At 55.5% G+C, this 14,649-nt stretch carries 14 protein-coding genes and 1 pseudogene; 7 read left to right on the top strand and 8 right to left on the bottom strand.

What is annotated here, in order from left to right:
* Positions 1–46 precede the first annotated feature (46 nt).
* Together IEX40_RS09125 and IEX40_RS09120 are read left to right on the top strand one after the other, a co-directional pair.
* Positions 47–1,573, top strand: a complete 1,527-nt coding sequence (locus IEX40_RS09125; RefSeq protein ID WP_188747466.1) for a thymidine phosphorylase family protein — start codon at positions 47–49, stop codon at positions 1,571–1,573.
* A gap of 111 nt (positions 1,574–1,684) precedes the next feature.
* Positions 1,685–2,965, top strand: a complete 1,281-nt coding sequence (locus IEX40_RS09120; RefSeq protein WP_188747464.1) for a tyrosine-type recombinase/integrase — start codon at positions 1,685–1,687, stop codon at positions 2,963–2,965.
* 224 nt (positions 2,966–3,189) lie between these two features.
* Here IEX40_RS09120 and IEX40_RS22275 read toward each other — a convergent pair.
* Positions 3,190–3,842: pseudogene (locus tag IEX40_RS22275) on the bottom strand (DUF6933 domain-containing protein).
* Positions 3,843–4,220: 378 nt separating this feature from the next.
* Between IEX40_RS22275 and IEX40_RS09110 the strand changes: the two are divergent.
* The gene (locus tag IEX40_RS09110; RefSeq protein ID WP_188747460.1) at positions 4,221–4,454 is read left to right on the top strand and encodes a hypothetical protein; all 234 of its coding nucleotides are present in this window, start codon (positions 4,221–4,223) and stop codon (positions 4,452–4,454) included.
* Between the two features lie 45 nt (positions 4,455–4,499).
* Here the strand turns inward: IEX40_RS09110 and IEX40_RS09105 are convergent, their stop codons facing one another.
* Together IEX40_RS09105 and IEX40_RS09100 are read right to left on the bottom strand one after the other, a co-directional pair.
* Entirely contained in the window at positions 4,500–5,801 is a 1,302-nt protein-coding gene (locus tag IEX40_RS09105) for a type II toxin-antitoxin system HipA family toxin (RefSeq protein ID WP_188747458.1), read from the bottom strand.
* Positions 5,801–6,238, bottom strand: coding sequence for a hypothetical protein (locus IEX40_RS09100; protein WP_188747456.1), 438 nt, complete (start codon positions 6,236–6,238; stop codon positions 5,801–5,803). Before IEX40_RS09100 ends, IEX40_RS09105 begins: the two co-directional genes overlap by 1 nt.
* Positions 6,239–6,579: 341 nt before the next feature.
* Between IEX40_RS09100 and IEX40_RS09095 the strand changes: the two genes are divergently transcribed.
* Entirely contained in the window at positions 6,580–7,776 is a 1,197-nt protein-coding gene (locus IEX40_RS09095) for a GAK system CofD-like protein (RefSeq protein ID WP_188747454.1), read from the top strand.
* A gap of 8 nt (positions 7,777–7,784) precedes the next feature.
* Here IEX40_RS09095 and IEX40_RS09090 read toward each other — a convergent pair whose 3' ends face one another.
* The 5 genes from IEX40_RS09090 to IEX40_RS09070 form a co-directional block, all read right to left on the bottom strand.
* Complete coding sequence (locus IEX40_RS09090) at positions 7,785–8,291, bottom strand: hypothetical protein (RefSeq protein ID WP_188747452.1); 507 nt, start codon at positions 8,289–8,291, stop codon at positions 7,785–7,787.
* Positions 8,292–8,344: 53 nt separating this feature from the next.
* On the bottom strand, positions 8,345–9,940 hold the full coding sequence (locus tag IEX40_RS09085) for a DNA recombination protein RmuC (RefSeq protein ID WP_188747450.1): 1,596 nt from the start codon (positions 9,938–9,940) through the stop codon (positions 8,345–8,347).
* 88 nt (positions 9,941–10,028) lie between these two features.
* Positions 10,029–10,325 carry a DUF6156 family protein gene (locus tag IEX40_RS09080; protein ID WP_188747448.1) on the bottom strand — a complete coding sequence of 99 codons (297 nt, stop codon included), beginning with the start codon at positions 10,323–10,325 and terminating at the stop codon, positions 10,029–10,031.
* A 200-nt stretch (positions 10,326–10,525) separates the two neighbouring features.
* Entirely contained in the window at positions 10,526–11,146 is a 621-nt protein-coding gene (locus IEX40_RS09075) for a glutathione S-transferase family protein (protein WP_188747446.1), read from the bottom strand.
* Positions 11,140–11,499, bottom strand: a complete 360-nt coding sequence (locus tag IEX40_RS09070; protein ID WP_188747445.1) for a NifB/NifX family molybdenum-iron cluster-binding protein — start codon at positions 11,497–11,499, stop codon at positions 11,140–11,142. The genes IEX40_RS09075 and IEX40_RS09070 overlap by 7 nt, the downstream gene beginning before the upstream one ends.
* A gap of 446 nt (positions 11,500–11,945) precedes the next feature.
* Here IEX40_RS09070 and IEX40_RS09065 point away from each other — a divergent pair, with 446 nt between their 5' ends.
* From IEX40_RS09065 to IEX40_RS09055, 3 genes are all read left to right on the top strand, one after another.
* Complete coding sequence (locus IEX40_RS09065; protein WP_188747443.1) at positions 11,946–13,334, top strand: uracil-xanthine permease family protein; 1,389 nt, start codon at positions 11,946–11,948, stop codon at positions 13,332–13,334.
* A gap of 128 nt (positions 13,335–13,462) precedes the next feature.
* A complete protein-coding gene (locus IEX40_RS09060) occupies positions 13,463–14,113 on the top strand; it encodes a TetR/AcrR family transcriptional regulator (protein WP_188747441.1) in 651 nt (216 codons plus the stop codon).
* The gene (locus IEX40_RS09055; RefSeq protein ID WP_188747439.1) at positions 14,110–14,646 is read left to right on the top strand and encodes a nucleoside 2-deoxyribosyltransferase; all 537 of its coding nucleotides are present in this window, start codon (positions 14,110–14,112) and stop codon (positions 14,644–14,646) included. The genes IEX40_RS09060 and IEX40_RS09055 overlap by 4 nt, the downstream gene beginning before the upstream one ends.
* The last annotated feature ends 3 nt before the right edge of the window (positions 14,647–14,649 follow it).

Here is a 14,649-nt window from a genome sequence, read left to right as displayed (position 1 = left end):
TGCGCAAACAGGTACTAACCTTTCCGCAGTAAGACTCGGAGGTGATATGCCGAAACATGCCAGCGACAATCACAATAGTCTCAAAGCGGTCCGCATCGGCATCGATACCTATCAGGAGTCGGTGGTGTATATGCGCGACGACTGTCATATCTGTCGGGCGGAGGGCTTCGGTGTTCAGACTCGTGTCAGGGTTCAGGCAGGCGCGCAGAGTATTCTTGCTAGACTCAATGTCGTCGAATCTCTCGCCGACTTACTGCCGGCGGGCCACATTGGTTTGTCGAAAATTGCCTGGGACAGGCTGGGCCTGGAGGAGGGCGGAAGCGTCTCAATAAGCCACCCCGCATGGGTAAATTCTCTCAGTTATGTGCGCAGTAAAATCTTCGAGCATCCGCTCAACCAGAGGCAATTACAGGCTATCGTCAACGATGTGCTAGCCGGTCGTTATACCGATGTTCATATCGCCAGTTTTCTCACCGCCTGCGCCAACCACCTCGATATCGATGAAATCGCCTACCTGACGCAGGCGATGGTAGATGTCGGAACCCGACTGGAGTGGCCCGAAGCCGATATCGTGGTCGACAAGCACTGCATCGGCGGCCTGCCCGGCAATAGAACGACACCCATCGTGGTGTCCATCGTGGCCGCGGCCGGATTGACCATACCGAAAACATCTTCACGCTCCATCACATCACCTGCCGGTACGGCCGATACCATGGAGGTGATCACACCGGTCGACCTTGATCTCGAAAGTATCCGGAGAGTTGTCCGGGAGCAGGGGGCATGCTTGGCATGGGGCGGTAATGTGAGCCTCAGTCCAGTCGACGAGATCCTGATCCGAGTCGAAAAAGCGATGGATATCGACAGCCAGGGCCAACTGGTCGCATCAGTTCTGTCCAAGAAGATCGCTGCGGGATCGACCCATGTCCTGATCGATATCCCGGTGGGCCGTACCGCGAAGGTTCGCTCAAAATCCGCTGCTCAGGCGCTACAGCGGGTATTCGAACAGGTGGGAGGACGGCTGGGATTGGTTGTGAAGCCGGTTATTACCGATGGCAGTCAACCGATCGGCCGGGGAATTGGCCCCGCGTTCGAAGCGGAAGACGTGCTTGCAGTGCTAGGCAATCTGGATGATGCCCCCGATGACTTACGCGCGCGCGCATTGTTTCTGGCCGGGCAGATTCTGGAGATGGCAAAGGTTGAGGCTCCGGGGAGCGGAGAGAATAGGGCAAGAGAGCTTCTGAGCAGTGGTGCTGCATGGCACAAGTTCAAAGCGATCTGTGCCGCACAGGGCGGCTTCCGAGAGCTACCGGTTCCCTCCTATCGCTACTCAGTATTGGCTGATAGAGACGGAGTTGTAAAAGCGATCGATAACCGCAAGCTGGCCCGTCTTGCCAAACTGGCAGGAGCGCCGAATGCACGCGCCGCCGGGGTACGCCTGTTGGTCAAGGTAGGCGATAAGGTCGTTCGGGGCGATCCATTGATTGAACTCTGTGCCGAAACATCCGGTGAACTCAAATATGCCCAGACCTACCTCGAACAGGCATCCGGAATGATTCAATTTCGGCGCTCCTGAGGCTCTGAATGCCGATAATGCTATTTATCGGCATTCGCTCTTAACTCATTGTTTTTGTTAAACTGCGCATTATTTAAGTGTGTGAGTTAAATGCTGAACCTACCACCGGCCATGCCGCTGTTCGATGCAATCGACCATCTTGAGGACGGTAACCCAACCGTTAACCAATATCTTGCCAATGTCACCCTGAATCGAGTGTCGGATGCTGCCTTGATCTACGAGCTCGCCGTCGACTGGTTATTGGAGCAGCGTTTCAGTGAGAACAACTACAAAGCCTATCGCAGTGAGTTGACGACTTTCCTGTACTGGACCTTCGAGGAGGAGCAGATCGCGGTATCCGATATAACCAGACGAATCCTGCCGCGCTATATCGACTATTGCTGCCGGCCGCCGGCAGAACTGGTCGCGTACCGCAATGTAGCGCAGTTTGTTTTCAGTAAGGAGTTGGGCGAGCGGGTACCCAATCATATGTGGCGACCGTTTCTAGGCAAAAAACACGATGGCGTAGAACTTACTTACAAAATAACCGATAAAGCATTGAAAACAAAGCTTGCAATCCTGTCATCGTTCTTCAGCTATCTGATCAACGAAGAGTATACCGAGCGCAATCCGGCGATGATGCTGATGAAGCTCGGTCGCTATAAATCGGGCTCACAGAGCCTTACGATGCGCGAGGACGATGAGTCGATCCGGTCATTCACTGAGTTGCAGTGGTCCTACGTGGTATCGACGGCCGAGAGCCTGGCCCAAAACGATCCGGATCAGCACGAGCGGACGCTGTTTCTCATAAATCTAATGTATAGCTGCTACCTGAGGATCTCCGAGGCCGCCGCCAGACCCGGTTTTTCGCCCGTCATGGGCCAGTTTCGTCGCGACACCAAAACCGGCGTCTGGGGCTTTCATATTCCGCGCAGCAAAGGTGGCAAGAAACGTACAGTTGCTGTATCCAACCAGTTGTTAAAGGCATTACAGCGCTACAGACACCATCTGGGGCTCAGTGTTTTACCAGCGCCAAATGAGGAGACGCCGTTGTTCATACGTCATAGAGTAGCCGGGCGCGGCCGTGACGCCGGACTGCTGAATGCGAACCTGGGCATCCGTCAGTTGCGCGAAGAGATCGTTCGTGTGTTCGAGTTGGCATCGGCAGAGGCGGCTGCAGACGGATTGCAGCAGGACGCCCAGGAGATGCGTCAAATGACGCCACATAGCATTCGCCATACCGGAATCTCGCACGACATCAATCTGAACAATAGACCGCTGTCCCATGTGCAGGCCGACGCCGGCCACGACAGCATCGACACCACATCACAGTATCTGCACACCACACGAGTAGAGCGCCACGAGTCCGCCGCGAACAAACCGCTGGATCATCTCGCCGATGCCTACAAGTGAATGCTTGCGAGAGCACCGTGAGACGACGATCCAGACCCAAAAAAGAAATGATCTAAGCCCAGGTTAGTAGGCTCTTGCGTACGCCACAGGTCCCTCTAAACCTGATTTGTGAAATGCGTATAATGTATATTATGTTAAATAAGATATTTACAAAGACAATGGATACACCCTGTTACTGATACATGTAGCTCAAGTTGCGGTCATTCTGAATGCCTGCCGCTTCTCTATCGTGCGGAGAGCTTCGAAGATTTGAGTTTTGCGGGCTGAGTGTCGCTCTTTGCAGCGTACGAGCGATTCAGTGATTGGACACAGTTTCTGACCTTCGGTAAGTGAACTGCCTCGTTAGAGTCAGGCAGTTGCTCCAGTAGCTTTCGCATCTCTCTGGCTGGCCATAGGAATTCAGCTTTCTTCATACCTTTAACGCTACACGGCCGATCGCATAGTTTCGCTGACAAAGAATAAGGCGCTATATCCATGATGTTGCTACCGTCCCAGATGTAGGATTCAAGATCCTCAATGGCGACTCTCATCGTTCCCTGTACGGACCGGTCGCACTGGGTATCGAATGTCATCTCGCCGACCGCGGTAATCGCTCGCTCCATCAGCTCTGCAGGAAAACCGAGCTTGAGCATGGTGTTCCCAGCATATCGCTTAACCAGAACGTCAGCTCCTTGAGCTCTTTCTGGGTCACGCCGATAAGTGCCAGTGAGAATCGCGTCTGGTCGTGGATAAACACGATGCACTGGCGGCGCTGGATTACGGTGATATTGGGCTGCCATTCACCCAGCGCGGAGGGATTTTCGTCGCTTGAATCCGAGATATCAAAGCCTGCTTTTTTCAGTTTTTCAGCCAGCTTTTTGGTAGCGTGGATTCTCATGAGTGCAATATAACCTATTAATATATATCAACATTCCCGGTCTAGAAGTAGATCAACCACCACCCGTGAAAATCCTTGAGCCACTTGCGGGTTGCTTAGAATCTGTATCGTCTGATTCTGGTGTGCTTCCGAGCTTCCCCATTACAGCATCATCGACCGCTTTCGGGAAATCACCCAGGAAAGCCTGACCTGGTGTAGAGAAAAACTCCTCTCTCCTGTCCCCCGCCTTGGCTGAGCCTGTCTCATCGCCGGGGCCCAGGCCGTATTCGCCCTGCCCGTTTTTGGGCTTTAGATCCTGCTGCTTGAATAGGTGGTTGCTTACACGGTCCGTTGCGCGCCATGATGAAACCTTCACGGGCTCGACACAGGAACAACAACATGAGCAAGTCGATCAAGGTTGTGGTGAAACGCAAGGGAGAGGACGCGGCGCAGGACCCGGTACTGGCGGGCAAGATCGACGAGGCGCTGCATTTCGTCCGCGGGTTACGCAAGAAGGGTGACAATCTGAAGGTGATGGTGGACAAGCTCAATGAGCATGGTCACCTGAGGCCCGATGGCGAACCCTGGGATTACGATAGCCTGAACGCTTTCATTCACGAACAGGGGCTTTGACCAGGTCCCATGCCCCCGGAATACAGGGTTTCGGCCAGCGGTTGTTCAGATATATAACCGCAAATGATCCTGTATATGATCACGCAGCTCCGGGAAGACGCCGGTATCATCCGCCCTCTCCCGCCAGCTCATGACAACGGTTTTGATCTCGTCGATCTGGCCGTTGGCTTTGTGCTCGGTCATGCCGGGGATCAGGCTGGCTACCTTGAGTAGATCGTCTCGCAGAAAGCCGTCACTTTTGCCGTTGATTGTCATCTGGTGCTGGCCGACCCAGGGCGAGTCGGGCCGGTAGGAAAAGGCGATGTCGTACGCCGGGGCCAGGCGCCACTCCAGGTTGTCATCGACGATGAAGGTGGTGTTCTTGGTGTGGTCATCCTGGTTGCGGGCGATAACGTTGAACACCATGCGCTTGAAGATCTGGATCTGCTCTTTGGTAGTCAGATTCAGTTGACGTGCCACCATCAGCAGCTCTTCATAGCTGTAGTGGGCCGGCTTCTTGAAGTCAGCATGAACCATCCCGCACAGGGTTAGTGTGTGGTATTTCTGGTTCTCTTCGCGATCGAAGCGCTTGGTCATGAAGTGCGCTCGGCCATTCTCCCTGAACAGCTCGCAGGGCATCATCTCGATGCCGCATTCGGTCGCCATCCTGTAATAGGTGTACTCCATCAGTCCGTAGCCTTTGGGGTCGCCGAAGGTTTGTCGATCCTTGTGCGGTTCCGAAATGCCGTCAAACTTGAGCAGGTAGTGCTCAAAGCCTTCGGGCGCCTCGATCTGTCCTGACAGGATGCGGGTGCGATCCTTGTTGACCGCGATAATCGCCTTGGGTCGAGCACCCCCGGCCGAAGTGCCCACCAGCAGGAGTTGCTGCATGGCGTTTTGATCCTCTGAGCGGATCTCGACCTCCTCCCTGTCGTTCAGGACTTTCTGTGCCAGCTCGATCAGCTCGACCAGATGCAGATCACCCTCGGGGTTATTGAACGGGTTGATCTCGTTCTGGTACTCCAGTGCGCCCATTCCGCGAGTGCCGGTATAGAGCAGCCGATCGACTGCGTTGAAGTTGGCCTTGTCCTGACCGGCGCGGGCAAGCCAGGCGTCGATCAGTGCGTTACCGAAATCGTCCGGAAGCGAGTCCGAAAAGGCCGCGGGCAGTCCCTTGAAGGTCTCGAACGGGATCGCCGGGAAATGAAAGACCTCCGCTGTCAGGGGCATGTGTAAAGGGGATATGGAGAAGCCTTCGGCGATCCAGGCGGGGTCATATTCGAAGCTGGCAAAGGTGGGGTCTCCGGTATACGCCAGTGTCCCTACCGGAATGCCGTCGAACTCGACCTGACAGGCTTTGGCGACCATTACTGTTCCTCCATGTCATGTTGCGATTTCAGCTTTTTGCGCTGCGCCAGCCTTTCTCTCACCGATCCGGCTTTGGTTTTCACACCTCCGTGTCCAAGCACCTTGGCCGTATCAGCTGCTGCTGTGGCGTTAACAGGGGTATTCAGTTTGCCGCGCGACTGCCTCTTGGGTTTGAGGATATCGGTGGGTCTGACACTCTGTTCCGGCACCAGCAGATTCAGGTTGTCGATCAGGCCAAGCTGACGTATTGCGGACAGGAATACGGTCATTGTGCAGCGTCCCTCGCGCAGCGTCCGGTATGTTTTGACATTGACCGCCAGGTACTCTTCGGCAAACTGTTTCTGGCTGATCTTCCGGGCCTTGCGGCGTGCCTCCAGGCGCTGGAACAGCGCTTCCGAGACAGCGGCATCCGACATGGCGGCTGTAATTTGTGTCATATGAGTAACTTCCTACCCAAAAAGTCACGTTAGATGTTAATTAGGGTAGTATGTTACCTATTTACTATCAAGCTGCAGGCTATGTTAAATAGGTGATATATTACCTCTATCTGTGCATAAATTAATATATGGGTACTATATTACCTATTCGTTAAGGCATAAAGTTAAGGCGCACCAACTCAGGGTGCGGCCTTTTGGTGATGTGGTTTTTAATCGCTCCCAGATGCACTGCCGCTCTCATTTGGGGGGGGGCTTGAGTGGGTTAGTAGCAATCGGTGTCTGCTGTATTATCGTCGTAGCGCCTGAACCGAAAAAGGCGAGAACAGTGAAGGATAGGCTCAATGGTGAAAGTGCGCGTAACCCGTAGTCTCAGCATTCCGGACCCTCTTGTCGTCAGTCGCTGCCGCAAGATACCGGAGCTCGGCCCGCGTGTGCTCTTCTTCAGCGGCGGTTCGGCGCTTACCGGCCTGTCACGCACGCTGAAAAACTACACCCATAATTCGATTCATCTGGTCACCCCGTTCGATTCGGGTGGCAGCTCCGCCAAGCTGCGCGCTGCATTTGGAATGCCGGCGATTGGCGATCTGCGCAGTCGATTGATGGCGCTGGCTGACGAAACCGTGCTTGGTCATCCCGAGATATTTGAGCTGTTCACCTATCGTCTGCCAAAAGAGCAGCCCCAGGAGATTCTGCTTGATCGGCTTCACGGTATGGCGGCGGGTAAAGACCCGCTGGTCGCGGCCATCCTCAACCCCATGCGACGCCTGATCTGCAACAACCTGGGTTACTTTTTGGATGCGATGCCGGACGATTTCGATCTTTCCGGTGCCAGTATCGGCAACCTGATCCTGGCCGGTGGGTATATCAACAACCATCGCGACCTGGAACCGATCCTGTTTCTGTTTTCCAAGCTGGTCAATGTACAGGGGACGGTGCGCGCAATCGTCGATGACGATCTGCATTTGAAGGCCGAACTGGAGGATGGCAGCCTGGTCGTGGGACAGCATCGGCTCACCGGCAAGGAGGTACCGCGGCTTCAGTCTTCGATCCGCACCCTAAGCCTCTGCGAGTCGCTCAGTGAGCCGGTCGATGCAACCGCCCAGGTGCGCGGCCGCAATCGCCAACTGATCGAAGGGGCGGATCTGATCTGCTATCCGCAGGGCAGTTTTTACTCCAGTCTGATCGCCAATTTGTTACCCACGGGTGTTGGCCGTTCGATAGCACAGAACGACGGCCCCAAGATCTTCATTCCGAATCAGGGCGCCGATCCCGAGCAGCTGGGCATGACGCTGGCCGATAGCATTGAAAAACTGGTGCGCTATCTGAAGCGCGACGATCCGGACAACTTGAGGGTAAGTGACCTGCTCAACTTCGTTATCGTAGACAGCAGGTCCGGGCAGTATCCCGGGGGGATTCCGTACGGATTGCTCGATTCCTTGGGTATTCAGGTCATCGATCTCGAGCTGATTCGCAGTTCGGCTGATGGTTACTACGATAACGAACGCTTGGTCGCTGCCCTGCTCTCCCTCTGCCGCTGATCGGCGTGCTACTGCAGCCTGCTCACGTTACCCGCGAACGCTGAAAACGGCTCAGCGATATCCCATTTCAGAATCTCGCAGCCGGTATGGATCAGGTGAAGGATCTGATGCAGCTCAGGATAGGTCAGCACACTGACGGCAGCGACCTCATCCGGGTTGTCGTGTGCGAACAGTCGCAACCGGTAACGCCCACCTTTAAAACTGAAGTCGACCCGGTGTAGCAACCTGGGTACCGTTTCCGCGCTGGTGGGGACGGGCTGATTGCTGGCCTCCAGCACCGCCTTGGCCTGCTCATGCTCGAACTGGGCGGTAGCGTCTTTGAACTCCGAGGGGCTCTCGCTGACCCGCCGAGAGGTTTTCTGCACCAGCTCATTGCCGCCATCGAGCAGTAGCTTTGCCAAACGGCGTGTAAGCCAGAAGTCGATGCGGGGCTGGCCATTATCCAGGTTGCCGACCAGGCGGATACGATCCTCCACCTGGTCGAACTGAAACGTAAATGCGCCTATGTTTACCATGTTTACAGTATAGGTCCTTGCATCAAGCGGGTTCCGAGTGATCCTGTCCAGCCTTACTCCTGCTCAACCGTGGCCGAATTGCGGTCCAGCTCCAGTTGCGCACGCTCGACCAGCTCCGGTGGCAGCTCCTTCTGCACGGCAACGCCGAGATCCTTGAACTCCGCAGCCTGCTTGATCAGGTTGCCACGACCGTCCGCCAGCTGGCCCAGCGCCTTATCGTAACTGCCTCGGGCCAGATCGAGCTTCTTGCCCACATCCAGCATGCTGGTGAGGAAGGCATTGAGCTTGCGATAGAACTTGTCCGCGCGATCGGCCAGCTCTGCCGTGTGCTTGCTCTGGTCCTCGAAGCGCCAGAGCTGGCGCACAATGTTCAGGCTGGTGAGCAGCGTTGTCGGCGTTGCCACCAGTACGTGCCGCTCGATGGCCCGCTGGTAGAGGGTGTCGTCATATTTCAACGCTTCGACGTAGGCGGATTCAATCGGGATAAACATGATCACGATCTCGGGCGAGTTAAGGCCCGGAAGGCGGTAGTAGTCACGGTCGGCCAGCTCGTTGATGCGGTCTCGCACTGCCTGGGTGTGCTCCGCCAGGGCCGCAATACGCTCGCCGTCGTCTTCTGAGTTGACATACCGGGTGTAGGCCATCAGAGAAGTTTTCGCATCGACGATCAGGTGCTTGTTCTGCGGCAGGTAGATCACCGCATCCGGGCGCTGGCGGCCCTCCTCGGTATTGATGCTGACCTCGCGCTGATAATCCTCACCTGCCCTCAGACCAGATTTTTCCAGCACGTTTTCCAGCATCAGCTCACCCCAGTTGCCCTGCATTTTCTTCTGCCCCTGCAGTGCGGTGGTGAGCTTGTGCGCCTGATCGGTAATATCGCGATTGAGCTTCTGCAGATTCTCCAGCTCGGTTTTGAGCTGGATCCGTTGTGCAGTCTCTTGCTCATGTATACGTTCAACTTTCTCCTTGAACCCCTTCATTTCACTATGAATTGGATTCAGTAGCGCACTCAGGCTGGTCTGATTCAACTCGGTAAACGCCTTGCCTTTACGCTCGAGAATCTCACTGGCCAGCACCTCGAACTCTTTCTTCAGCAGCTCCCGACTCTGCTCCAGTTGTTTGAGCTGGGCCTCGAAATGCTCCTGCTTCTGCGCCAGGGTTGTTCGCAGCTCGGTGTGCGCTGACTCCAGTTCGCCATGCTCAGTGCGCAAGGTATCCAGCAGTTGCTCCACGTGCTGAAGCCGCTGCTGCCGCTCGATCAGGCGCTCGTTGAGCTGATCACGCCGCTCTATGGCAGCGGCCAGCTCTGACCGGCTCTGCTGCAGCTCGCTGCCGAGATGCTCGATCCGCTCACGCTGCTGGGTATACTGCAGGCGCATCTCGGCGCCCTGGGCCTCAATATGTTCAAGGCGGGCATCCAGGCGTTCTTTCTCAATGCGCAGGCCGGAAAGCTCGTCGCGGGTTCTTTCCGATCCGGAGCGAGCGTTTTCCAGCTCCTGCTGAAGCCGGACCGCTTCAGTGGTGGCAGCATCGGCGCGGGCGGATTCGGTATGAACAAGGCGCTGGCCGCGCAAGCTCGCCAGCACCCAGGCCAGCAGAAAGGTTACCGGTACGGCGATAGCCAGCAGAATAAGGGAGTCACTCGACATCAATCAGCATCCATGATTTGGCACAACAAGGCGCAAATCATAGTGCAGATAACCGGGGAGTGACACCTTTGAGAGCCAGTAGCTGGAATCAGGCGCGCTGACCGTCTGCATTGAACTCCAGCCGCTGAACCTCCTCTTCGTCGTCGACTATCTCTGCCCACTCAAGCGATCCTTCATCCCGGTAACCGTAGCGATGCTCCAGCTCAATCTCGCCGTAAACCATTTTGCGCACGCGCACCACACGCCCCTGGTCATCCAGATTGGCTGCAAAATAGGTATTCCGATTTTCTGTCTCGCTTTTCTCGAGGGGGCTAACCAGTTGCAACGGCAGAGTGATGCCGGTGTAGGTAAGGAAGTAGCAGTCATATTGATCGGACCTGCTCATGGCTCTCTTTCTCCGATGAGTCGATTCTAGTTGAAATGTAAGAAACGCCACCCTCGGACGAGATTGAATGACCAGAAGCTCAACATGTCATGTAAGGAAACTGACAACCAACGCCGAGTATGATGCATACACCAACGGTATATCGACACCTCATCCAGCTATCGGCCTCAGGGGCTATGGGGTTATTGCAACGGCCGCGCCTAAACTCTATACCCCTCCTCCATCAACACCTGACGTACCGCCCTGCGGCCCAACATGAGGTTGTAATGGGCGCGCAGCTTTGGAGGCAGTTCGATATCGCTGCGATCCGCCCAGAACTCAACGTAAAACAGCGCAGCATCGGCGATGGACAGCTCGCCGCAGGCATACCCCGCCTCGGCAAGCTGCTGCTCCACTACCGCGAAGCCTTCCTGCACGCGCCGCAAGCCTTCCGCTTTAATCGCATCAAGGCCATGCCCCTCTATCGCGAACTTCTCGGGCGTAAAGAGGCGCGCAAACGCCTGCATGTGCAGGTTACTGACGGCATAGCACATCAGCTCAATCACCTTGGCCGCTGCGATTGGTTCGGTCGGGAGAAGTCTGGCCTTTGGGTGTTGCCAGGCCAGCCAGCAGGCGATTGCCTCAAACTCCGTTAATACCTGCCCGCTCTCAAGGCGGATCATCGGGATCGAGCCCTTGGGGTTCATCTGCCGATAGTCTTCGCTGTTCTGATCTCCCGCCATTAGATTAACCAGCTCAACCATAAACAGCGCCTCGACCTCTTCAAGCAGTATATGGATGCCGGTAGTGCAGGATCCGGGTGTCATATAGAAGGTCAGCATGGCGCGATTACTCCTGCTGTCATCTTTTTCGTATACCAGCTGGCGAGTGCCGGCTCGATCTCTTCCCATGGGTGGTCGCTAACCGCTTCAACACCCCTGGCTTTCAACTTTTCCGCGGGCCCATCGCCTACCCGGGCAACGAATACAGCGGCGCAATCCTCAATGGTGTTGAGTATCTTTTGCAGCGCCGAACGATCGCCGTGACCACCAAGGCAATAGTGCTCAACGTCCCGTGACTCGACCAGCAGAGCCCCTGCGGACGACAGGTTATAGATTCTGAACACTTTGGCGTGACCGAAATGCTCATCGATCGCCACTCCTGTTTTTGATGCAACCGCCACCTTCAGCGTCATACCCCCTCCCCAAAAGACCACTGATAATGATGATGGCTGTTGCAATTAACGGACCGGCACTGAATCGGTGTGAGCAAGATAAATTGTCGTCGATACATATTACGTACAAAAGATACACCATCTGGTTTGTAGTGGAAGGCAAGGATCTGAAGGCACAAATATAAAGCAAACACCTCCTATTTTGCCGCCAGCCGGGTCATTCCTATTCCTATAAATCAGATTATATATCTGCCTTTTTGCATTGATATTAAAGATGATTTTAAAAGACCGAATCGATACATGACTAATTGGTCAGGTTTTTGCTTTCGTTCAGCGCGACTTAACCGCTCAGACGGTTTTGGTCCATTCCAAGTGATTCGATATAAACCGCAGACTAAAGTTGATTGATATGAATGAAGTTAATAACCGGATACCACGAAGGCTTTTGATCTCAAGGAGAATCGCCTATGCCGTCTGATACCACAGACTCCGAGCTTCTCTACCCTCTTGATGCCAGGCCCGGCCCCGTGGAGGCGACCTTCGCTGCTCTCCAGCACGTGCTGGCCAGTTTTGTTGGCATAATCACGCCCACGCTTATCATCGGCGGAGTACTTGGGCTTGGTTCCGAAGTGCCCTACCTGATCAGCATGTCCCTGGTGGTATCGGGTGTCGGCACCTTTATCCAGGCGCGCCGACCCTTCGGTGTTGGTGCGGGTTTGATCTGCGTGCAGGGTACCAGCTTCGCGTTTCTCAGCTCGGTACTGGCAGCCGGCTTCATCGCCAAGGCTAAAGGGGGCGGCCCGGACGAGATGCTGTCGTTGATCTTCGGCGTCTGCTTTTTCGGGGCGTTCATCGAGGTGTTTCTCAGCCAGTTCATCCATCGGCTGCAACGCGTGATCACACCGCTGGTAACCGGCATTGTCATCACCATCATCGGGATCAGCCTGATCAAGGTCGGTATGACCGACTTGGCCGGCGGCTTCAATGCGCCGGACTTTGGCAGCGGCGCTAACCTGGCGCTGGGGCTTGGCGTATTGTTGACGATCATTGTTCTCAATCGCTCCAACAACCCCTGGCTGCGGTTGTCGTCCATCATCATTGGGCTAGGCGTTGGATTTATCGCTGCGATCGCGCTTGGCAAGGTCAGCTTCGCCAGTATCAGTGCACCGCTCATCAGCATTCCTATCCCGTTCAAGTACGGGTTCGATTTTGATTGGGCGGCATTCCTGCCGATCGCTCTGATCTACTTGATCACCGCGATAGAGTCGACCGGCGATCTCACTGCCAACTCCATCGTGTCCAAGCAGCCGGTCAAAGGGCCGGTCTACATCAGCCGAATTCGGGGCGGTGTATTGGGCGATGGTTTGAATTCAGCGCTTGCGGCGATCTTCAATACCTTTCCGAACACCACGTTCAGTCAGAACAACGGAGTCATTCAGTTGACCGGCGTCGCCAGCCGCTACGTGGGCTACTACATCGGTGCCATGCTGGTAATACTGGGATTATTCCCGGTTATCGGTGCCGTGCTGCAGCAGATACCCAAACCTGTTTTGGGTGGGGCGACATTGGTCATGTTCGGCACCGTGGCCGCTGCCGGGATCAAGATTCTGGCTACGGAGCAGCTGGACCGGCGCAAGATGCTGATCATGGCAGTCTCCTTTGGCATCGGCCTCGGCGTCATTCTGGCACCGGAGCCGCTGGCGAAGATGCCGACCCTGGTACAGAATCTCTTTGGCTCTGCCATTACCAGCGGCGGTCTTGCCGCGATACTGCTGACCCTATTCCTGCCTGAGCCGAGCAAACGGCAAGACCAGGGTAAACCGGAGACCGCGGAGCCACAAAGTAAAGAGGCATAAGCTCATAACCAAAATGGCCATGTTCGCGTGGCCATTTTGCGTATAATGCCCCACTGTCCGTGGGAGAACACACGTGAGAATGTGTTCCTATACTGTGTGCAAGATGGGTTTTCCGGAGCGAGTATTAGATGCTGTTTAAAATCGATACCGAAACAACCAGCCGGCCGGCCGGGCGTATTCGTCAAAAGAACGAGTCGATTATCCTGCGAGCCGCTGAAATCGAGTTCGCCGCCGCAGGATTCAAGGGTGCGAGTATGAACGATATTGCACAGCGCGCCCAACTCCCCAAAGCCAACATCCACTACTACTTCAAAAACAAGCTCGGCCTGTACATGGCGGTGATCAGCGACATTATTGCGCTGTGGGACAGCACGCTGAACGCCATCACCCCCGACGACGATCCGTACGAGGTTCTGTCACACTATATCGCCCGTAAAATACGCTTTTCAGCGGAGAATCCGCTAGCCTCACGAATTTTCGCCTCCGAGCTGGTAAACGGCGCACCGAACATGAAGGAGTACTTCCGCGAGGACTACAACCTTTGGTTCAAGGGGCGTACCGAGGTGTTCCGCGCCTGGGCCGAGCAAGGCAAGATCGATGCGGCCGTAACCCCCGAGCACCTTATCTTCCTGCTCTGGTCTTCCACTCAGCATTACGCCGATTTCGCGGTACAGATAAAAGCGGCACTGGGCAAGGAGGAACTCGACGACGCCGATTACCAGAACGCCACCGACACCCTCACCCATATCATCCTCAAAGGATGCGGTATCACTAAATGAGCCTGAAGATCTATCTGGCCGGGCCCGATGTGTTCCGCCGTGATGCCAAGGAGTTGGGTCAGGCCAAGGCGGCGATCTGTGCCGAGTATGGCTTTGATGGGCTGTTCCCGCTGGACAGCAACGTGGATCTTACCGGCCTGAGCCCCTATCAGTCGGGCCTCGCGATCTACCGCGCGGACATCGATCTGATGAACCGCTGCGACCTGATCGTGGCCAATATGACCCCTTTCCGCGGCCCTGGGCTGGACGGCGGCACTGCGTTCGAGATGGGCTACATGCGCGCTCAGGGCAAGCCTGTCTGGGGTTATACACTGGATAGCCGTGACTACGGCGAGCGCGTCGAGCAGGTGGAGCCGGGCTGGGATGGCGAACAGCAACATGTGGAAGCGTTCGGCATGGCTGACAATCTGATGCTGATCGGTTCGATCGCAGAGAGCGGTGGTGAGCTGCTACGCCAGAACGGCGATCCGCGCGCCATGGAGGATCATCTGCGTGTATTCAGAGCGTTGATCGAGCGGATCGCTAGCCGCTGATTA

This window comes from Marinobacterium zhoushanense (assembly GCF_014641945.1).
Taxonomy (GTDB): domain Bacteria; phylum Pseudomonadota; class Gammaproteobacteria; order Pseudomonadales; family Balneatricaceae; genus Marinobacterium_D; species Marinobacterium_D zhoushanense.
The sequence above is the reverse complement of the archived record's forward strand: the minus strand, read 5'-3'. Positions and strand labels throughout refer to the sequence as shown.

Coding starts and splice junctions, on each gene's coding strand:
- IEX40_RS09070 (WP_188747445.1), bottom strand. CDS start 11,499: ATGACGCTGAAGGTGGCGGTTGCATCAAAAACAGGAGTGGCGATCGAT.
- IEX40_RS09075 (WP_188747446.1), bottom strand. CDS start 11,146: ATGCTGACCTTCTATATGACACCCGGATCCTGCACTACCGGCATCCAT.
- IEX40_RS09080 (WP_188747448.1), bottom strand. CDS start 10,325: ATGAGCAGGTCCGATCAATATGACTGCTACTTCCTTACCTACACCGGC.
- IEX40_RS09090 (WP_188747452.1), bottom strand. CDS start 8,291: ATGGTAAACATAGGCGCATTTACGTTTCAGTTCGACCAGGTGGAGGAT.
- IEX40_RS09055 (WP_188747439.1), top strand. CDS start 14,110: ATGAGCCTGAAGATCTATCTGGCCGGGCCCGATGTGTTCCGCCGTGAT.
- IEX40_RS09065 (WP_188747443.1), top strand. CDS start 11,946: ATGCCGTCTGATACCACAGACTCCGAGCTTCTCTACCCTCTTGATGCC.
- IEX40_RS09095 (WP_188747454.1), top strand. CDS start 6,580: ATGGTGAAAGTGCGCGTAACCCGTAGTCTCAGCATTCCGGACCCTCTT.
- IEX40_RS09110 (WP_188747460.1), top strand. CDS start 4,221: ATGAGCAAGTCGATCAAGGTTGTGGTGAAACGCAAGGGAGAGGACGCG.
- IEX40_RS09125 (WP_188747466.1), top strand. CDS start 47: ATGCCGAAACATGCCAGCGACAATCACAATAGTCTCAAAGCGGTCCGC.
- IEX40_RS09060 (WP_188747441.1), top strand. CDS start 13,463: ATGCTGTTTAAAATCGATACCGAAACAACCAGCCGGCCGGCCGGGCGT.
- IEX40_RS09100 (WP_188747456.1), bottom strand. CDS start 6,238: ATGACACAAATTACAGCCGCCATGTCGGATGCCGCTGTCTCGGAAGCG.
- IEX40_RS09105 (WP_188747458.1), bottom strand. CDS start 5,801: ATGGTCGCCAAAGCCTGTCAGGTCGAGTTCGACGGCATTCCGGTAGGG.
- IEX40_RS09085 (WP_188747450.1), bottom strand. CDS start 9,940: ATGTCGAGTGACTCCCTTATTCTGCTGGCTATCGCCGTACCGGTAACC.
- IEX40_RS09120 (WP_188747464.1), top strand. CDS start 1,685: ATGCCGCTGTTCGATGCAATCGACCATCTTGAGGACGGTAACCCAACC.